15 protein-coding genes and 1 pseudogene are annotated in these 20,060 nt (G+C 39.8%); 2 read left to right on the forward strand and 14 right to left on the reverse strand.

What is annotated here, in order from left to right; translation table 11 throughout:
• Positions 1 to 407: 407 nt before the first annotated feature.
• The 8 genes from AC1D69_RS14725 to AC1D69_RS14760 all read right to left on the reverse strand — a co-directional run bounded on the left by AC1D69_RS14725 (position 408) and on the right by AC1D69_RS14760 (position 11,986).
• Positions 408 to 755 (reverse strand): DUF805 domain-containing protein, encoded by a 348-nt coding sequence (locus AC1D69_RS14725; protein WP_495456908.1) that lies wholly within the window; start codon positions 753 to 755, stop codon positions 408 to 410.
• A gap of 242 nt (positions 756 to 997) precedes the next feature.
• Positions 998 to 1,876 (reverse strand): anti-sigma-V factor RsiV, encoded by an 879-nt coding sequence (gene rsiV / locus AC1D69_RS14730; RefSeq protein WP_495456909.1) that lies wholly within the window; start codon positions 1,874 to 1,876, stop codon positions 998 to 1,000.
• 1 nt (position 1,877) lies between these two features.
• Positions 1,878 to 2,384, reverse strand: a complete 507-nt coding sequence (gene sigV / locus AC1D69_RS14735; RefSeq protein WP_495457119.1) for an RNA polymerase sigma factor SigV — start codon at positions 2,382 to 2,384, stop codon at positions 1,878 to 1,880.
• Positions 2,385 to 2,441: 57 nt separating this feature from the next.
• On the reverse strand, positions 2,442 to 4,295 hold the full coding sequence (locus AC1D69_RS14740) for an acyltransferase family protein (protein ID WP_495456910.1): 1,854 nt from the start codon (positions 4,293 to 4,295) through the stop codon (positions 2,442 to 2,444).
• 268 nt (positions 4,296 to 4,563) lie between these two features.
• Entirely contained in the window at positions 4,564 to 5,688 is a 1,125-nt protein-coding gene (locus tag AC1D69_RS14745) for a stalk domain-containing protein (RefSeq protein WP_495456911.1), read from the reverse strand.
• A gap of 169 nt (positions 5,689 to 5,857) precedes the next feature.
• Complete coding sequence (locus tag AC1D69_RS14750) at positions 5,858 to 9,139, reverse strand: DUF5704 domain-containing protein (protein ID WP_495456912.1); 3,282 nt, start codon at positions 9,137 to 9,139, stop codon at positions 5,858 to 5,860.
• A 9-nt stretch (positions 9,140 to 9,148) separates the two neighbouring features.
• Positions 9,149 to 10,090, reverse strand: coding sequence for a copper amine oxidase N-terminal domain-containing protein (locus tag AC1D69_RS14755; RefSeq protein ID WP_495456913.1), 942 nt, complete (start codon positions 10,088 to 10,090; stop codon positions 9,149 to 9,151).
• A 579-nt stretch (positions 10,091 to 10,669) separates the two neighbouring features.
• Complete coding sequence (locus AC1D69_RS14760) at positions 10,670 to 11,986, reverse strand: MFS transporter (RefSeq protein WP_495456914.1); 1,317 nt, start codon at positions 11,984 to 11,986, stop codon at positions 10,670 to 10,672.
• A gap of 265 nt (positions 11,987 to 12,251) precedes the next feature.
• Between AC1D69_RS14760 and AC1D69_RS14765 the strand changes: the two genes are divergently transcribed.
• Positions 12,252 to 13,034, forward strand: coding sequence for a Cof-type HAD-IIB family hydrolase (locus AC1D69_RS14765; protein ID WP_495456915.1), 783 nt, complete (start codon positions 12,252 to 12,254; stop codon positions 13,032 to 13,034).
• A 446-nt stretch (positions 13,035 to 13,480) separates the two neighbouring features.
• On the opposite strand, the gene AC1D69_RS14770 is transcribed toward AC1D69_RS14765, so the two are convergent.
• The 4 genes from AC1D69_RS14770 to AC1D69_RS14785 all read right to left on the reverse strand — a co-directional run bounded on the left by AC1D69_RS14770 (position 13,481) and on the right by AC1D69_RS14785 (position 17,305).
• Entirely contained in the window at positions 13,481 to 14,821 is a 1,341-nt protein-coding gene (locus AC1D69_RS14770; RefSeq protein ID WP_495456916.1) for an extracellular solute-binding protein, read from the reverse strand.
• A 207-nt stretch (positions 14,822 to 15,028) separates the two neighbouring features.
• Positions 15,029 to 15,268 carry a hypothetical protein gene (locus AC1D69_RS14775; protein WP_495456917.1) on the reverse strand — a complete coding sequence of 80 codons (240 nt, stop codon included), beginning with the start codon at positions 15,266 to 15,268 and terminating at the stop codon, positions 15,029 to 15,031.
• An 84-nt stretch (positions 15,269 to 15,352) separates the two neighbouring features.
• A complete protein-coding gene (locus tag AC1D69_RS14780; RefSeq protein ID WP_495456918.1) occupies positions 15,353 to 16,255 on the reverse strand; it encodes a phosphotransferase in 903 nt (300 codons plus the stop codon).
• 57 nt (positions 16,256 to 16,312) lie between these two features.
• Entirely contained in the window at positions 16,313 to 17,305 is a 993-nt protein-coding gene (locus tag AC1D69_RS14785; RefSeq protein ID WP_495456919.1) for a phosphotransferase, read from the reverse strand.
• Between the two features lie 392 nt (positions 17,306 to 17,697).
• Between AC1D69_RS14785 and AC1D69_RS14790 the strand changes: the two are divergent.
• Positions 17,698 to 17,892: pseudogene (locus tag AC1D69_RS14790) on the forward strand (hypothetical protein); the annotation flags it as partial.
• Positions 17,893 to 17,995: 103 nt separating this feature from the next.
• Here AC1D69_RS14790 and AC1D69_RS14795 read toward each other — a convergent pair.
• Together AC1D69_RS14795 and AC1D69_RS14800 are read right to left on the reverse strand one after the other, a co-directional pair.
• On the reverse strand, positions 17,996 to 18,739 hold the full coding sequence (locus AC1D69_RS14795; RefSeq protein ID WP_495456920.1) for a DsbA family protein: 744 nt from the start codon (positions 18,737 to 18,739) through the stop codon (positions 17,996 to 17,998).
• A 260-nt stretch (positions 18,740 to 18,999) separates the two neighbouring features.
• Positions 19,000 to 19,998 carry a Gfo/Idh/MocA family protein gene (locus AC1D69_RS14800; protein WP_495456921.1) on the reverse strand — a complete coding sequence of 333 codons (999 nt, stop codon included), beginning with the start codon at positions 19,996 to 19,998 and terminating at the stop codon, positions 19,000 to 19,002.
• Between the last annotated feature and the right edge of the window lie 62 nt (positions 19,999 to 20,060).

Below are 20,060 nucleotides of genomic sequence, written 5' to 3' on the forward strand. Positions count from 1 at the left end.
ACCGTAAACGTATCCACAGTAAACTTGGTTATTTATCGCCGGTTCGCTTTGCTGCGCTCTTTCAAAAGAAGAAGAATGCATAATAAATTTCTTAACGGAGTGTCTACTTTCTTGACGGTGGTCCAATTTCCCCTTAATTCTATCCATTAGCCACAAATCACCTAGTAAAGTCTACCTTTAGATGGAGAAATTCCTTCTAAATTATCCTCCCGAGCGTGCACTAGTCACATTAGCAGGAAAATATCCTGTTATCGTCATCTATAGCTATCAATCTCACCTTACATTGCGGCAAGCTCACCTTCCGTATCATCAAGTACTAATTTCGAGGTCGTACCTATATTAATATTTGCAACGGATCACTCGTTGACCGCTCAATGGTCTAGTTGCTACAAATGCAGGTACCTAACTTAACCAAAGTATTTTGGATTAGGTCCATATTTATTATCATCTACACTATCTTGACACAAAAACACAAGTACAATAATACCTCCAACTAGAGGGATCATACTCAAAAAGTACCACCATCCACTTCTTCCCGTATCATGCAGCCTACGAAATACAACAGCTAGCGTTGGTAATATTGTGGCTACGTAATATATTAGTGTTAATACTCCGTCTTGACCTGTAATGATATCCACGATTAGAAGCATCATGGTGACTATGAAAGTAAAAAGGCAGTATAGCCAGTATTCCTTTCGCCGCGCTCTCCCCTGAAAACCCACATAATTCTTTAATACCTTTAAATACCAACTCATGCTGCTGCCCCTTAACTAACTTCACTTACGATAAATATATTTATTGCCTTAGTCTATATCGGCAAGATCGATTCATAATATTTGGTTAAAATCAATATTATTGAATATTAAGAATAATAATGAATGCATTCGAAATGGATTCCAGCCAAATTAAACCTGTAAATAAAACAAATCTGGATACTATTGCATCCAGATTTGCTGTGGTCTATGAAATCTAATAGACTCGTAAATTTTCACTTCATTCACTTAATGTACGTATGACTGACTAGAACATCTGATATAACCTCTGTTGGAATGACGAATTCTGGACCACCCATATACCCTGGAGCAACATCATATTTGTTAAAAGAAATAACTAATTTCCCTTGATCATTGATATAGAAATCTTGATCATTAGCAATACTATCGAACTCATCGATCGGAACATCTGGTTCCTCTTCCGTTGCAATCCAGTAGATCTGATTCTCATCTGTCTTCATTTCTGCCCTCATCTGTTCTTTAATATTCTCGCTTATGATGCTAATGTATCGATCATCTTTAAATAACATTGGCAGACTCAATAAGATCTGATTCTTCTTGTCTATCGTATCGTGCTTCACCGTGGTTGACGAAGATGCTACGGTATTTACGACATATCGGGCAATAGCAAGTATCTCATCGTTATCTGTTTTAACTTCGTATCCTGTATCGATCCCTAAATGACCCTCTCCTGATTTCTTCATAGCTCCCATTTCTTTCTCAAATTCATCATATAGCTGTTTATTCTCTTCAAGATATTTCTCATTCAGAGCTGATTCTAACTCTTTATTATCTAGGTTAGTAATCATAGGAACCTTCATATCTGCATTATAAGTTTGTTCATCTATTTTATATTCTCTAAATGTCAGAACCTTAACAATACTGTCCACGCCAGGAATGGAAGAAAAGGCATTAGCAATGTTAGCATTAGCATTAATCCCAATTATGAAAAATATAGCTGCCGCACTAACACCAGATATCCACTTGTAACGAATCCTTTTGTTCTTTCGTTTATTTAACGCATTGCCTACGATGATATCCAATTCATCAGGAATAGGCACTTGTTTATAATCCTCTATTAATTTGTTTATGTTGTTATCCATCTTAATTGATCTCCTTTAATGATTCATCCTGCATGGTGACTCGTAGCATCTTTAGTGCTTGATATAGCCTTGTTTTCACCGTATTTACATTCTCATTTAAAATCTCAGCCACTTCCTCGATCTTCATATCTTCGAAATATCGAAGTACGATGACACTCCGATACTTTAGCGGTAGCTCTTCAAGCGTTCTCTCTAAGTCCATATCTGGATACACGTCTTCCACACCAGTGCTGTAAAACTCGAGATCTTCATCATCGACTACTTGGACTCGTTTATGTTTTCTCAGAAAATCCAACGAGGTATTCACGACAATTCTGAATAACCAACTCTTGACGGCCTCAGGATCCTTAAGTAAGTCTAGGGATGTGAGGGCTTTATAAATCGATTCCTGAACGATATCTAACGCGTCTTCTTTATTCTTCACATAGCTGTAAGCCAAACGGTATATGTTCTCTTTGTTATCAGTTATACAACGCGTAAGTAACTTCTCTATATTCCTCTTGATCATGATCGTAAACCCTTCTCTTATATAGTGCATAATCTTATAATCAATCATTTTATGACCTCATGGCTTCTCTTCTTGGATGGCGTTAGCTACAAGCGATGCATAGAACTTAGCACCCTCCCGTCTGAGATGGACACCATCGTCATAGAAATAAGCATTCTTCCCTTCGGTTGCTGCATGCCAGTCTATAACGGTTGTATTGGGGAACTCTGCAGCTACTTTCTTAAGTAACGAGTTGACCGTACCTTCCCATTTCCTCGGAACACGAGTATTCACGAGTACGATTTGCTGACTATCTTCTAATGAGACAAGTAATTGTCGTAATTGTTTGGAGTTGAAAGACCCGTTCGTTCCTAGATTAATAATCACTCGACTGCCCAGTTTACCATTTCCTCTAAGTTTATCTACAACTTCCTGTGCTTGTGACATCTGTCTACCGACTTTACCATCGACTACAATGCCTGGTAGTAAATCTTGTAGATAAGGCGCAGCGTCAAGGATGACAGAGTCGCCAATGGCTGTAACGCCCTTACCTTCATTGTTCATATTCACCTGAGTTTCTGGTTTCTTCGATGGATCCATTGTTTCTGTTTGTGGTACCTCAGGTATAGGGCTGATCACGAGTTGTGTCTCCTCCAAGGCATTCGTATCATTAATCGTAATATGTTCCGCCCTCGCATCCACTGATGCCTTCTCGTCAAAGACATTGATGGTTATGAACAATACAGTTAATATACCCGCAATGATCATAAAGACAGGTCGAATACGTACATGTACGCGAGCGGTATACTCCTTCCACATCCTTCTTAACAAACCATGGCGAATCGGTTCTTCGATGTACTTCCAAGATAGTGCTGCTAACAAGATACTAGCTCCCAGCTGAAGAAGTACACGGACACCGTCGAACCCACCCGTATCCACGGTAGGATTCGTTAGAATGATGACTGGATAATGCCATATGTAAATGCTATAGGAACGTACACCGATCCAACGCAAAGGCTTGCATCCCATGAACTTAGCTAAACGGCTAGCTGGATGTGCCAGTACAGCGATGACCAAGGCCGAAAGGATCGACAGAAGAAGTAAACCGCCATAATAAAGAAATTCTCCATACTCATTCGTTCGCCAGATCATTAGGATGATGATAATTAGTCCGATTACACCACTCAAATCAAGGATGTTACGAGATCTTCGTGTAATATCACGAGTCATGCTCTGACTAGGGCATGCGATAGCCAGGGCGGCTCCAATCAGTAGTGCAAAGGCTCTAGTGTCCGTACCATAATAGACTCGGCTTGGGTCAATACCCGGTTGGTAGATCAGCGACATAGCAAGAGCAGAGATGAATGCTCCTGCAAGAGTCATCACAATAAGTTTACCTCTCTGTGGTGCCATTCGTAACCCTGCAATAATAACCAACGGCCATATCATGTAGAACTGTTCTTCGATGGCGAGTGACCACAAGTGTCCTATTGGAGAAGCAGGTCCAAAGCTCTCAAAATAGGATACGTTGTGAAAAATAAGCCACCAGTTGTTGAAGTACAACATCACAGATAGAAAGTCACCTTGTAATGCTGCCAATCGGGATCGATCGAACATCATAAGCCACAGGGCAGTAAACGCAAGCATGGCGAACATCGCTGGCAATAACCGACGCGCTCGTCTTATCCAGAAATCTTTAAGGTTAATTCTTCTGTCAATTTGCCATCTTGAGACGATTTGATCCGTAATGAGATATCCCGATAGAACGAAGAATATCCCGACACCCAACAGTCCTCCAGGTGCCCAACTCAAGCCTAGATGATACGCGATAACGGCGAGGACAGATAGCGCTCGAAGCCCATCAAGCCCGGGCATATAACGTCTGTTAGAAGAATTAATTCGGTTCCGATATGTATTCTTGATTTCATTCATGGTAGTTCATTCCTTCGTCATGATGTGTCTTACATAGGCAAGACGTGCAATTGTTTTATAAAGTTCTGAATGACTTGTGGTAATATTAGGAATCCCTACGCATCGTTTCGAAATCGTGATATACATTTGATCTATGAGTACATATCGGCATTCTAGAACATGGAATTATTCTGGAATAGAAACAAAAAAAGAGAATAAATGGTCGTATATCGAACATTTATCCTCTACATTATTATTTATTAGTTTGATGATTACATTGTAATCTCACTTAACCGTTCTTAACTTCTGCATGTAGAATATCAGTAATAAAATGAACAGGTACGTATAACGAATTATTTTTTATTGTAGGGACTGTGCCCAAAGAGACTGGCGCCATTGTGGCAAAGAAATATGAATCTTTACCCACGGTAACATTGGTCCATTGTGCACCTTTTTTCAATTCCGCAGAGCGTGTCGCTTGATTCCACTGTATGTCATAACCCAAACCTTTGGCTACATCTCGTAGTGACACCATAGAAATCCCATTAGCATTCTTGAACGTAGCTATCGTATTTAAATTAAGCTGTGGGCTTACTTCTGGCGATGGTACTACAGGCTTCGGATTTGTATTCAGATTATCCGCAATACTGAAGTGGAATTCTGGATTTCCAGATGATCCTGGTGCGATGCTATATTTGGGAAATACAACGACAACCTCACCATTCTCAATATAGAATCCCTGGTCTTCGCTGATCCCTTTAAAATACTCTTCGAAATAGTTCTCTGGAGTCGCTTTGATCTTCGCAAGTACACCTGCATTCACTTTTTCCTTGAAGTCATTCCCCAACACATCCGACAAGGTTATCCGCTGAGCTTGTTCCTTATTGAATACATTATATGTATCTACTCGCGGCATACCCGTTCCACCTGTTTCTCCTTGCGTTGTAACCACAAGTGATATCATACCTGCAGGATTACCTGATCCATTTTCTTTTAAATTATACACGACCGATAGCCCATAGGGATGATACTCCAAACCTTCCTTTTTAAACGCTGCTGCCGCTTCATCTGCATCCTTTTCCCACAATACTAGGTCTTCCTGTGCATGAGATAGAATGCTATTGTTCATCTGATCCTGATATTTCGTATCCAACATTCCCTCGATCTGTGGCACTTTAATATTAGTATCTAGATTCTTAGTTTTTGCTGTAAGAACAACTTCTTTCACTTGAATTCCCGTTTTCTTAATCGTAGCAGAAATAGGTACGGCCGTTATTGGAGCACTTATATTAGTCTTAAGCGTCTGGTCAACTGCATCAGCGGATACGATTCCTGATAGACTAGTACTTACCCCAGCCAACGCTATACACCCAACTACACCAAGTTTCAACACGTTAAAAGGATTCTTTTTCATGATATGTCACTCTCCATCTGAATTATTAAAGTGTGTCTTCACCGCACTTATCAGATAGACGTTTAATGTGTCTCGAAAAGTTTTAAATGCTGGAAAGAAATTTTAAAACTACATTTATTGAAAAAAATGTAGGCTCAACATTCTAATAGCGATCTTGAGCCTCACATGATTAATGAGGAACTTGTGAGTCGAAATCGTCTCGGCTAGAAACGTTCGCATGATAGAATACAACATCCCCATCTTGAAGTGTGAATCTATTTCCTTTGGGGTCGGTATACGTTCTATTGAATCCTTCCATCTGCCACTGATTCATAAGTGGAGCATGGATATATTGTAAATGCGGGTGAGTGACATCTCCATTCTGTAACGTCTCCATATCAAAGTTAACGACAATATAACCGTTCTTTAGGAATATGGATGAATGATCATCTAGCCCCTTCGTCCGAGCGTATTCAGCTACGTTCGTCCCCTTCTTTACCGCGTATACATCTGCTGGTATACTGTATTCCCCATACCAATGCTGAATCGATGCATTCGCTTTTTCCTGATCCACCCCATTGGGTATATTTGCAGTAGGTCCAATGAGGGTACGAATATTCGATGGAAGCGTAAGCGCACTATACGATCCAACCCAAGTTTTCTCCTTGGTCAACGTATTGATATATTTCTCACGAAATTGACTACTACTACCTTCCTTCTGCGCTAACGCATCATGGTTATACCGATAAGATGCTGTATTTATGAGTTCTTGCTGCGGAACATTCCGCAGGCGTTCATTCAGGATGACGTACCTCTTTACGGTATCCTGCGGTGATCCAATTTTAATCATCGTCTTCGAGCCACTATTATAGTAGAGATCCACGATTTGACGTGTCTTCCCATCCTTACTTACGAAGTAAAAACTGGGTGTGATGTCGATTCCATCTTGCAAATTGAACATATTCCCTTTTGTCTTCAGATCGAATTTGAAATGGTATCCCGTCTTCACACTAACATTCTTATAACCTTGTTGTGGATGGCTACCGGGAGCGATTGGAAGCAGGTATGGAGATAGATTTCCTCGGGGAGCTCCATCGATAGAATTTGTACCTACCCAATAAGAAACTCCGAGTGGTGTGAAATCCCCCTGCTTCACACGGAAGACGGTCTCCCAGTGATAATCGGCAATGTCCGTTACATGGAAGTCATAGATTCGTCCGATTACTTCAACCGAAACTTCATCCGTAGCCACATGATTCACTAGATTTAAGTTCGCGTCTGGCTGAGTCACTAACTGTGTTGGTGAATTCTCGGCAATCGTCCTGAAATAGACGGTATAGTCCCCTTCATCTACCCATACAGGTAAAAAAAATGTCGTATTGAGCTGATTGATCGGAACATCTATCCACGTTTTTTTAGGAATAAATAACGATTTGTTATCATTGTATACATCGAATGGAAAATAGACCTGCTTGGTCATTATGTATTTGCTATAATCTCGGTTGCCATACCCTGGAAAATTCACGTGCTGTCCACTTGTGGGAATACGAACGGTAAAAGGTCGATCTAATATAAATGCGGCACGATTAGGGTTGGGTGTCGTCTTCTGGTTATGCGCCCAATCATCTGTTACCGATGAATAATTCACGACGGGTGTGTGTACCGTTACTGTGTTAATCCCGTTGATTGCAAATTGTTGATTTGAGCCTCCATTAATATTGCCTGGCATAAGTCCGTAATGAATGACTCCGCTGCTCAAAGTATCCTTTTTATTCACCTTGCTGCTACTAATCATATGATTGGGACTATACAAAACATTTTGACCAATCATTTGTGGTGCTGGAATTTGCCCTGGTGTTGGTCCGGTTTCCTTCACTCGTGAATTGTTCAGAATCTTTTGTCCGTTAAATTCGAAATAATCATTTTCCACTTCTACTTTCTCTACTACTTTGTCTGCACTTGATTTAAGACTAGATTGATCATCTGGAACGTTAGGTTTTGTTTTCCCTCCACTTACTGTTTGTCCGGTTGCTTGTACTTCATCAGGGGGTGCTGGAGGATAATAATTACCATTGGTTGATGCCGAATAGTATGGTGCTGTATAACCGTTAGGTTGAATGACGATACCCGAATTGGGGAGCGCATAGTTCACTAGACTAGCCTGATCTATTTTGTAGACTTCTAAATTTTTAATTGTCCAATAGGAGTATGGACGCTCTATTTTGTACTGATAAGTTTTACTCTCGGTCTCACTTTGAGGATCGGGTATAGTTATTGGCTTACCCAGTGCATCTGTACTTGGTTGTCCTGGGTCCCACTTCAGTGTGTATTCCTTCGTTACATTAACTGAAAACGTACATTTACCCGTCATTTGAACAAACTCATCTTGATACAGATAATTTCTTGCAGACACATTACCATACAGGCTCTCGGATGTCGGTATTCCTTGCAACACATCAAATTGCTCACTTCCACGAGCATCTGCTCGAATTCTTGCTGTTACTACAGGATCCATGTACTTTCCGGATACGGATTGTCCGGGTGCGGGGATAGTGCATTCGGCATCAGGTGGTGGTGGAACATTAGTCTCATAGTAGTAATTGATATAATACACTGGAAAGCTTCCGTCATATGGATTCAGCGCCGGTGGATCTCCGGTAACGATACCACCACCTGAAGGGGTAGCTACTGTACTTTTCTTATATCCCTTATATACGTAGTCTACTGTTCCTGACGTATGTGTGAAGGAGTAATTCGTACCTACGATTAAATCCTTTGTTTTATCTGTGAAACCAGCTACACCATTTAGGCTTTGACCTGTTGTGGTGTAGTGGCGTATTTCAGCCGAACCACCTTCGGGTTCAAGTTCAATTATGAGTAAGCTCGGGAAGTAATACCTACGCCCTTGTACGTTTGGATCAAGGTTCGGACCACCAGTATGAGTAATATTTTCATAGTCTAGGGAATTTAAAAGACCGTGAACATTCACATTAAAACTAGCTGTTTCAGTACCTTTTCCAACAAAATTTGGAGCGTTAGGGTTAATTGAAGTGTAATCTGTACTAACTTGTCTATATGCTGAATCCCAAGTTAGTCCATATCTCGAATTTTCATATACTTGCGTTGCACCATTTATTCGTGAACTTGAACTTGTAATTGCAACGGGTATTCTTTCAGTAGGATCGAAAGCTCTAACTGTTACAGATTTAATCTTCCTTCCAGGAAACTCAAATGAATAGGGGAAAGGTATGTCTTTCCATTGATTAGGACTTCCATCGGAAGTCCATTGCATTGCGCTATTTCTCCATATATCATGATAGTAATTTGCAACAAAATAGTATTTATTTTTATCATTTAAATCTTGCGTGGTTTTTAATGTCCCCGCAGCAGATACTGTTAAAGTGTTTAATACACTAATTATTAATAACATGGATAAACTGCCACAAATCAATAAATACATACGAAATGTCATAGTAATCTCCTATTTCAGAGGATTTTCAAGTAATAACAAATAATCAACACTAAAACCACTAAATCCAATATAATTAGCTTTGTTAATTCTAAAATTCTTATAGTTGGAATCACCGAGATAGTCTAAATCTTTCTCATTAGCTGATGCGTAAGTTCTAGTGACTGATCCATCAGCATTTTTAATCATAAATCCTTCGACGTCGTTCCTAACCCGCGCACCTTTATTATCATCTGTTAAGTAATAAATATAAATATCTGTAGCATTGGTAGTCGTTCCTGAATAACGAACTTTAACGCCCTCGTAGTCTCCTGGAGTTTGTCTAACTTTCCACACGTCATAAATTACAACATTATTAATCCTTAATGGTAATTGATCTACTGTAATTACTCTTGCAAGTGATCTGTCGTCAATCAAGAAATCCCTACTACCTATCAACTTCTTGAATTTAGTAATTTCTTCAGTATTAATCCCTACTTCTTCCGGTGTTAATACATCTTTCGATCCGATCCATACCCAATTACCTTCCCACGACACCGCTTCTCCTAATGCTTCACTCACAAAACGTAGAGGTACATAAGTACGCTTTTGGCTAATCTTCATCGTAGTATCGAAGGTTACCTCGTTGCCATCTATCGAAGCAACACTTGATCCAATGGTTAATTTTATATTTTTGGCCTTCTTTACAATCGATACTTCTTTGCCTCCATCCCACTTCACGTCTGCTCCCAATGCTTCACTTACAAAGCGTATTGGCACCATTACGCGATTATCTTGTGAGTACGGCTTTGCATCAGGGAACTTAATCTTCCTAGCATTGAGAAGAACTTCAATAGAATCATGGTTTACTTCAGTAAGAGTTACTTTAGATGCCGCAGATACAGGGTTTGTGGAAAACATCATTGAACTTACACCAATAGCACCACACATTAAGACTGTCATTAATTTTTTCATTATTTATACCTCCTAAAAATTTTAGTTAAATTTCATAAAAGATATAGTGGAAAAACGATATCTAGCAAGTAATTTCAAGTTTCAAACTCTGGTTGAAATAGAATTAACCTTATACCCTTTTTGTAGATAACTCGTAGGATTTTGGGCGAAATTTGGAACATACTATTTTTGATAACCCTCGGCGGGTCAATCCTCCTCATAATTTCCTCTCATCCCTCTTTGTTACAAGAACATTATCCAAGCCTCACATCCTTACATTTATTTCAGCTACGCTCACGTGAAAATAGATCAGCGCCGCTGCCTCCCAATCTGCACTAAACGAAAATCAAAGCCATTCTATCATACTTCTGAAATAAATTGGTATAATATTCCTAACAAGTAAATATATATTTACCTATCTTCCGATAATATTAGACAACAAAAAAGACGAATTTCCCTAAAGAGGAAATCCGCCTTGTGCTTCAAGGGGAACTATTGCGTTGCTATCGTTATTCTATTTTAATATACTTCAAACCTCGCATCAGGTCTATACACAAATGTATATATCTGCTAATGTTATATTTCTATATAATAACAATCTCAGCTCACCTGATTACTTAACCCTATTGGATCTTGTTGAACGACTTCAGGTGCCTTGAATGCTTTGCGGTAAAACACAGCAATAATAACTGAAATCGTGGTAAGTGCTGCTGCTAGAAGATATAAATTAACCATACCGAATGTGTCAGCGAACCAAGCTAATACCACCATGGAGCTCATAAAGGTTAGATTAACCACGACATCCCAAGCGGCAAAAACCTTCGGTAATTGAGTTGAATCTACGCTCTCTTGAATCAATGTATGTCGGATCACACCCGCTACTTGTACAGGAAATCCAGATAACGTAAGAAGGATCAAGGCAACTAACGGCTGTGTTGTGAAAGCGAATAGGACCGTCAACAAGACGTATACGGACAACCCTAGGAGCATGATTAGATAACTTCGCTTTTGCAACTTCTTCACTAAGGTTACTACAAATAATCCACCCACTATAGATCCTGCAAAAAAAGATCCATTCATAATCCCCCACCAGCTCTCATCACGATGGAGTACTTGTTGAATAAAGGCAAGAAGGAATACGCTAATCCAAGCTGTTCCTCCCAACGTGTCAAACACATCAATAATGGCGAGTGAACGTAAGCGACGATTACGCCCAAGAAGGATCCATCCCTCAGTAAGGTTGCTCCAGCGTGATTCTTTATGTAAAGAAGATTCGGCTACGATGGTCGAACCATCTGTTGGCACTTGTTTCATACTTTTTCTATGAATGCTACTCTTTCTACCATCTACAGTTGTATCACGGATAAAAGCTGTTAGTACCATAGCAATACCATAACAGACGGAAGCTATAGTTAGCGTAGGTATTGGACCTAGGATAGCCACGATCACTCCACTAAGCGCCCAACCACCACATCTAACAACCTGATCACTAACAGAGATTAAACCGTTTGCTCTCATTAACCCTTCTTCTGAAGCTAGTCTTGGCACGAGTGCATTTCGAGCTGGATTCGTCCACCCATCCAAGAATGACATTCCAAATACAATAAGGAATATAATCACATAGGACCGATTGGCTGGAACGAGCCATAGATAACATAACAGACTTGTGAACAGAATAAATTGTCCTACCTGTGAGACAAATAAAATACGCGTGAGCTTGTAACGTGAAATGACTAGGGGAGCCATTAACCCACTAAGTATTTTGGACGACATGCGGAACAATGGAACGAAGCTTGTAAAGATGAGGGAATGCGTACTACCAAATACAAATGAGATCAATCCCATTAGATAGATAATATCAGCTGTATTCGATACCGTCTGTGTTCCCCATAATAAATAAAAAGATCGCTTAATCATAGAATCTTCCTCTCCTGATGTTCAATAATCTCCCGCTTACTTTATTGCTCCACCCCTCTAACGCGAAACATTCTATTTCTTCATAACATATTATCACTAATTCTATAAATTGGTATATAAAAATATCATTTTTTTCCTTTTTATATAGATTATTCGTAAATATTCGATGTCATGAGCATCATCACTTAATTCAGGCCTATTCTTTGGTATAATGGAGAATACTAGCGTGAATGTAACTAATATTGTGGAAATTAGGTGTAGCTATATGCATAATAAGAGCATTATTTTTTTCGATATTGACGGTACCCTTCTGGATCATAACAAGGAACTCCCCAAGACTGCGGAACAAGCCATCTTCTCCCTGAAGGAACAAGGACATGAAGTAGCTATCGCTACCGGACGAGCACCCTTTATGTTCGAAGATCTTCGTAAACAACTCGATATTGATACCTATGTTAGCTTTAATGGTCAGTACGTAGTTCTACGAGGAGAAGCCATCTATAGCAACCCGATGAACAGTGAGAGTTTGAGTGATCTGACTCAAGTAGCCCTATCCAATGAACACGCAATCGTCTATATGGACCATGAGAATATGCGAGCTAACGTTCCAGACGATGAATATGTGGCGAAGACCATCAACACGTTTAAAAGCCAAATCGTCCCTATTCACGATCCCTTGTATTACAAAGGTAGAGATATCTACCAGTCGCTATTGATGTGTCGACCAGAGGAAGAATCCTTCTATGAGAATGTATTCCATGCCTTTGATTTCGTACGTTGGCATCTGAATGCTGTGGATGTTGTTCCAGCAGGAGGCTCCAAAGCTAAGGGAATCCGTCATATTACCGACAAGCTTGGTATTGCTCCTGAATACCAATATGCTTTCGGAGATGCATTAAATGATATCGAAATGTTATCTATGATTCCAAATAGCGTAGCGATGGGAAATGCGATCCCTGAAGCTAAGAATGCTGCGAAATACGTGACCAAGGCCGTCGATGAAGATGGCATATTACATGCCTTGCAAATGCTGGGACTATTAAGTTAGGCAAACAAATAGGCTACCTAATCTATCTTTTGGACAGATTAGGTAGCCTTTCTTTTATGAAAGTATGCTGTTCCATACACACGACTGTTTCCACTCATAGCATCTTTTTTAAACTTCACACCGTAACCTTGCGTTTACTTAAGTAGATAATAAACTAATATTTAAGGAGATATAGCATGAAAAGTTGGAAGTTCGAAACAATCATCAAAATGATTAACTTTCTTAGCATGATTTTTTTCATAGCTTTCCCAAGTCGGTTATCCTTTTTAATCGCAGTTGTAATGATTGTTATAACCCCATGTTATGACATTTACCAAAAACCAACGAAAACAAAAATTATCATATACAGCGTCGTACTTCTCTTATTCTTGTATTATTTATTCTTCCTTCACCCTTTTTCACTAATGAACTAGACACTCTCGTAAACCTTGATCCAAACTACCTAATTAATTTCCTTTCCGAATTGCTTCTATATGTTTCTTCGCAAATTCTTCAGGAGTCACGACCTTACCGAATAATGCCTGAATCATATCCAAATGTACTTGTGCCGCGTTCGGCTTCATTTGAACATCCGTATATAGTGTAATGCTACTAGCACTATTCAATTCATTAAATAGATCTTTATATAATGCGGGTAAGGACCCTTTGGTTGTATCCACCTTCGTTGCTGGAATAATGCCTGCACTTGAGACGGATTGCTCTCCCCACTTGGAGACAAAATATTCTACGAAAGCTTTAGCTTCGTCTTTCACCTTCGAATTCTCAGCTACGAATAGTCCTACTCCTGGACCTCCTACCCAGCTGTTAATATCCCCTTTTCCCCCTTCTACAGTAGGGAATTTAAAGAATCCAATGTTATCTTTGAAATTCTGCGGAGTATCAGGACTTGTCGTATAGTTAGGTAATTCCCAGGATCCCATTAAATACATAGCCGCTTTATTATTCATGAACTCCGACTTAGCTTCATCATGAGATAGTCCGTTAAATCCTTTATTAAAAGCATTCATGTCCACTAACATCTGAATCTCCGCAGCTGCTTGTATGAGACCTGGATCATCAAACGAACCCGAACCATTAATAGCATTCTTCAACGTCTCATTACCAGCAATTCGATCAGCTAGATACATATACCACAATGAGCCTGTCCAGCGATCCTTGTTACCCAACGCGATGGGTGCGACACCACGATCTGCTAACATTTTTACAACTTGTTTGAATTCATCATATGTTGTAGGGACTTGAAGGTTATATTTTGCAAAAATAGCTTTGTTATAGTAGATCGGCGATATACTCAACTCAATGGGAAGAGCATACGTCTTATTGTCTACGGCATACGCCTCCGTTGTACCTGCAACGAATTTATCCTTCAGTTGTTCCCCACCTAGAATATCGTCTAAGTTTGCAAACAACCCTCCCTTTACATAAGGTTCCATAAACCCTGCGGCCCAAGTAATACCCACATCCGGTAACTCATTGGACGCGGATAATACTTTTAATTTATTCTTATATGGTTCATTCTCCAGAACTTCTTGCTTAATGGTCACGTTAGGATGATCTGTCTGGTATAGGCCAATGATCTCATTCACTAACTTATTCTGTTGAGCAGAATTTGCCGCCGACCATAAATGCATCATTTTCAATGTAATCTTCTGGTCATTACTATCTGTTGGTGTTGCTGTGCTATTTCCTTCTTTCAATGTGTTACCAATCGACCCATCACATCCAGCTAATACAACCATCATCACAAGTATGATCATCCAACCTGAAGTGATTCTCTTTCTATACATCCGTTCGTCCCCTCTTCCCTTATCGCATCGCAAATATAATCACTATGATAGCGCTTACCCTATGTATACTTAAGAGAATACCACTGGTATCATCTCCTGTCATGTCATTTGAATTTTTTGTCACCTCATAAGTAGCTTATATTTCAAAAAAAAGATCCCCCACCTGAATAATCAAGATGAGGAGATGAGGAGGATCTTTAACAAGTTTTAGTGTTTGTGTCTGTTTTGACGTTTGCAACATTTTTCTATCCGGCATACCTTTTTATTGATTCGATTCAACTTTGAATTCATTCCTTTAAGACTATGAACGAGTGTGATTAAGCCCTCCGATAATTTCTTATCTTTCACTTCCATGAAATGGTTACGGCTTTCTCTAGAATGTTTTTTAAATTTACGATTTTCCTTTTCAAACCCAGAATGCTTTTCTTTGAAATCAGAATCACTCATTTAAAAGACCTCCATCACTAATTAATTGATACGTTGTATTTAATGCCAACATCAATTAATTGGTGTGGACGAATATCAAGCCACTTATAACATCTGTTTTAACTCATGCTTATATTCTTTGATCTTCTGGCTGGAGGGAAGCATGATATGCTGTCGGTTATACCGCTTGCTCTGCTTAAGTGCCCTAATTATAGGATAAGGAACAAGCAATAACGTATACAATACATGTAGGTCTTCTTTACTTAAAGGGCGATATTTATCATAGTATTGTATCCAACGCAACATATCCTTTCCCTTCCAAGCCACATTTCGATGTAAAATATGAGCAAAGTCCTCCATACGCACATGTAACGATGTATTATCGAAATCAATCATATGCATCTTTTTCGTTGTGTCTAACATCAGATTCGGATAATTGTAATCGCCATGTATAAAAGCCATCGCCTCTTGTTCCCGTTCGATCCCTTGAATAACACTTGGATTATCAACATGATCCAATGCTTCTTCGCAAATCGACATCATATGTTTCAGCTTGGGATAATCTACAAGGTAATTACAATCAGATTTAATATGCTTCTTCAACTGAGTGTATCTAATCCGATTAGCTGGAATATGTGGGGCGTTGAATCCCTGGGCAATGGAATGAAATGTTGCCAGTCTTCGAATACCTTTCTTGAAATGTTCCTTTTTTGTAAATTGCGGATGTTCCCCTTTCACCCAATTCGTAAGCATGTAATACACACCATTGATTACAAGACAATAAGAATGGTCAACCGTTAATAGCACCTTAGGGCCATAGTTGAAATCCCTTTGGAGTAAGTGTGTGAAGACCTGTGTAATGAATTGCATCTCTTCTTCTAGGATCTCATAACTCTTCAAACATAGAAGACCATGACTTCGTGTTGCTATTTTGTATACATCGCGAATTCTAGCCATTTTTAAAATATGAATACCATAATGCTTCTCGAGTTCAGATCTTAGACCCATCCTTGATCACCCGTCTTACATCAAATTTTGATTATCCGAATCCTTGAAAGGTAATGGCTACCTCTTAGCCCATTCATCAAGATGATTTATGGCATTCAAGCGGTCACTCCATGTTTCATCAAGTATGTCAAGTTCATGGTAGCTTCTACCTGTAGCCGTCTTACGCGCCACATTCCATGCTTCCCGTGGGAACCTAAACAGAGCACTAATTAGTAGACGTTCAGATGACTTTAGTGGTCTAATCGCTTCATAGCCCTGCAAGAAACCGTCTATTAGTGTTGGTTTGAAAGCTGTTGTGTTGGCAAGTGTCTTCGCAACTTCATAGTACATAGACTCCGTTCTCAGACAATCCCAATCAATAAGAAACAATCCCCTGTGATGAATCACGATATTAGGAATGGTAACGTCACCATGGACCAAGGTGGGATGTCTCTTTTCTCTTGCAAGAAGGCGTTTTACTTTAGCATCTTGAAGGATTCCCCATGCTTCATTCGACAATTGGACACAACGCTCACCATGTTTCTCGAGCCATCGACTCGATTCGTTATTCTTATTGCGAATGTAATTCAAATGCTGTTGAAAAAGATGACTTTGAGCTTTGAATGTTTTTATTCTCTGCTGCGTATAGAGCGGTGTTGGAGTACGATGAATTCTGCGGAGTTTGTGGAGATGACCAAGCGCTTTTCCCAGCGATACATAGTCCTCAGGTTCACGATTAAGGGCTCGGCCCGTAACCCATTCAGTCATATAATAGGGTCTTCCATGCCAACCAACCAAGAACTTGCCTGATCCCGTTTTCAACCACTGTGGAGCATAAGGATAATGTGATTCCTTTAACTTTCGAACATACGAGAAGAATTCTTTTTTCGGTAAATCCTTACCCATACTTCTGGTATTTAGTGCTTTCACGAGGAATTTACCTTTGTTTGTTGTGGCACAATACACGGCATTTTTTTTGTATAGAGAATCATGCGTTTTAATACGTATAAGGTCCAATCCATATTGCTTCGTGATGGCCCTAAACTTACTCTTCTGGTATCGATTCGGCACGTCATGCTCCCCCGTCTCGGTTCAATAATGAAACTTATTGGCAGTTTATTCTCGAACCTCGTGTGAAGTGTCTAATTTATATGAATAATTAATTCATTTGCCATTAATTAAGCCGTGTCATCCAACACCAACAATGTTTAATACTTTCTCAACCATAAAATCCAACGCAAAAAAGACACCTGCTGTTTACTAGGCCACCGAAGAAGTCCCTACTAATTTGAGACCTATGCATCTAAGGAGTCCGTTGTAGCTACGAGGAATATTTGAACTTCCGGCCGCTGTTAGCGGATGAAATCCGGAGACAAAGGCGGTCACTATCGCTCCTACAGTTTCAAATCCCCCCTTCGCTACGCTCCTCTAATGTTATTTAATTTTATAAAGGCATCTTTTAGAAGGCGCCTCCTAAAAATAGCGAATTAAAACACCGACACGGGTATGATCTGGCATCTTCTTCAGTTCTCATAGGCATGGAAATGCAAGGGGCGATGGCTATATTCGCAGTCAATCTCAAAAGAATATACGCTATTAAAGTAAAAAGCATGAGAATATACATAAATAAAGGCGAATTCTTACTCGAAATGGAGTGAGAATTCGCCTTTATCTATTTATCCACTTTTACAGATTCAGGTTTTTCTGTGGCCTCGCCGCTTACAGCAAGTGCCTTTCAAATTGTAATTCATAGTAACCTATTTACTTTCCACTAGAGATTTCATCTTCAATCGCAGCTACTAATTCTTCATAAGAGGAACTAGGGAGAAGCTTACCGTTCACCATAAATTTAGGCGTTCCATTTACACCTAACGATGCGCTGATTTTAAAATCTTCTTTGGCAGCTAGAGCATCTGTATGATTCTGTAGATCCTTCTTGAATAGATCATAATCGATGCCTGTGATATTGTCCTTTACAAATTGAAGCAGGAATTTCTCCGTTGCCCAGATTTGAGTCTCATCCTTTTGGTTCTGGAACAACAATTTCTTATACTGCCAGAATGCATCGTTATTCTGTTTGCCAATACTTTCTCCTGCAGTAGCCGCTAGAATAGAATCCCGGTCAAGGAAGGCGTAGTTCATGAAGTAGAGATCTATTTTGTTCGTATCCACGAATTCTGCCTTTAACTTCTCGAAATAGGTTGCGTCCCATTCTTTACAAGCAGGACATTTGAAATCAGCAAATTCTATGACTTGGATTCCTGTATCTCCTTTGCCCAAATGTGGTTGCTTACTGTAGTCAATACCATCCAGATTCATCTCTCCACGGATTTCCGTATAGTTCGGCAAATCTTCCAATGCTGAGGAATTCTGAGATTTGTTAAGTATAGCAATCAGGGCCACTAAGGCAATAAACACAACAACTCCGATGATTATGATATATTTAGACTTCGATTTGGACTTCGGTTTATATCGAGATTTGGATTTAAAGTTCGTTTTCTTCATATTATCCCCTCTTTCATTATTGGTATTTGAACTTACAGCTATCATCTAATTTCTAATCAGAGTCCCCCCATTCCTAATGAATTCTACGAAGCTCTCTGTATCCTTCTGAAGTCATGCATTTCATATAATAGGATAGGATTATATCAGACAAGTCGCCTTCCCTTCAGTATAAATAGTCACAATTGGAAATAACTAAACAAAAAAAGACATTCAAACCCTTTAATAAAGGTTCAAATGTCTCATGTAGGATCCTATGATATTTATTTCTCAAACGGATATTTCAAGCCCCATTGACTGCGGACCTGATCAAGTAGTTTCATAATGTTACGAGATTCATCCAGTGTAATAGTTGGACTCTCTGTAAGACCTTCAAGTAGGCATCTGCCCACTTCCTCTGCTTCAAAAGCATACCCTGTACATTCACGATCATCCGTGAACTTCTCCACTTCTTCTCCACCCACATACAGTGTGGCTGATTGTGCGTTCAAAAAGTGTGGAATGTGGATATATCCTTCTGTTCCATGGATAAAGGCATCATTCGGGAGGTCCAAGCGAACTGCTCCATTCAACATCGCTCTTTGTCCAGATTCATAGGATAATAACATGGAGAACTCTTCGTCTACACCTGTCTCGCCGATATGCGCAAAGCTAGATACCGTCTTAGGCTCAGCTCCAAATATCATAGAAGCGAAAGAGACAGGATAGATGCCTGCGTCGAGCAGTGCTCCTCCACCTAGAGCCGGATTAAGTAGTCTGGACTCTGGCTCCCATCCCGTACGGAAACCAAACTCAGCATTCACTAGCCTTACGTCCCCAATGCGTTGTTCCTTTAACCACTCTCTCACCTTGACGATTGGAGGTAAGAAGCGTGTCCACATGGCCTCCATTAGGAATACCTTGTGTTCCTTCGCATAACTTACGATCTCTTCTAACTCACCACTATTAACTGTAAAAGGCTTCTCACATAGAACGGCTTTACCCGCCCGTAGACATTGCATGACATTCTCTCTGTGAAAAGGATGTGGCGTAGCCACGTATATCACATCTACCTCTGGATCATGAACTAATTCATCATAACTTCCATAAACCCGTGGGATACTGTATCGTTCAGCAAAAGTATTAGCGCTTTCAACGGTTCGCGACCCAACAGCTAAACATTCACCATTACTTACATGAGCTAGATCTTTAGCGAACTGATCAGCGATCCAACCTGTACCTAAGATGCCCCATTTAACCTTTTGACTGTTTGCTTCTACCATGATGTTCCTCCTTGGGTTCTAGTAATATAGCTTTAGTGCATTCTATCTATCATAACGTAATG

It is taken from the genome of Paenibacillus sp. Y301 (assembly GCF_059445505.1).

Excerpts from the sequence above, each read along its gene's own strand:
- AC1D69_RS14800 (WP_495456921.1), bottom strand. The coding sequence starts at position 19,998 with ATGGTAGAAGCAAACAGTCAAAAGGTTAAATGGGGCATCTTAGGTACA.
- AC1D69_RS14765 (WP_495456915.1), top strand. The coding sequence starts at position 12,252 with ATGCATAATAAGAGCATTATTTTTTTCGATATTGACGGTACCCTTCTG.
- sigV (WP_495457119.1), bottom strand. The coding sequence starts at position 2,384 with ATGATCAAGAGGAATATAGAGAAGTTACTTACGCGTTGTATAACTGAT.
- AC1D69_RS14770 (WP_495456916.1), bottom strand. The coding sequence starts at position 14,821 with ATGTATAGAAAGAGAATCACTTCAGGTTGGATGATCATACTTGTGATG.
- AC1D69_RS14725 (WP_495456908.1), bottom strand. The coding sequence starts at position 755 with ATGAGTTGGTATTTAAAGGTATTAAAGAATTATGTGGGTTTTCAGGGG.
- AC1D69_RS14795 (WP_495456920.1), bottom strand. The coding sequence starts at position 18,739 with ATGAAGAAAACGAACTTTAAATCCAAATCTCGATATAAACCGAAGTCC.
- AC1D69_RS14775 (WP_495456917.1), bottom strand. The coding sequence starts at position 15,268 with ATGAGTGATTCTGATTTCAAAGAAAAGCATTCTGGGTTTGAAAAGGAA.
- AC1D69_RS14745 (WP_495456911.1), bottom strand. The coding sequence starts at position 5,688 with ATGAAAAAGAATCCTTTTAACGTGTTGAAACTTGGTGTAGTTGGGTGT.
- AC1D69_RS14740 (WP_495456910.1), bottom strand. The coding sequence starts at position 4,295 with ATGAATGAAATCAAGAATACATATCGGAACCGAATTAATTCTTCTAAC.
- AC1D69_RS14755 (WP_495456913.1), bottom strand. The coding sequence starts at position 10,090 with ATGAAAAAATTAATGACAGTCTTAATGTGTGGTGCTATTGGTGTAAGT.
- AC1D69_RS14760 (WP_495456914.1), bottom strand. The coding sequence starts at position 11,986 with ATGATTAAGCGATCTTTTTATTTATTATGGGGAACACAGACGGTATCG.
- AC1D69_RS14750 (WP_495456912.1), bottom strand. The coding sequence starts at position 9,139 with ATGACATTTCGTATGTATTTATTGATTTGTGGCAGTTTATCCATGTTA.
- rsiV (WP_495456909.1), bottom strand. The coding sequence starts at position 1,876 with ATGGATAACAACATAAACAAATTAATAGAGGATTATAAACAAGTGCCT.
- AC1D69_RS14780 (WP_495456918.1), bottom strand. The coding sequence starts at position 16,255 with ATGGGTCTAAGATCTGAACTCGAGAAGCATTATGGTATTCATATTTTA.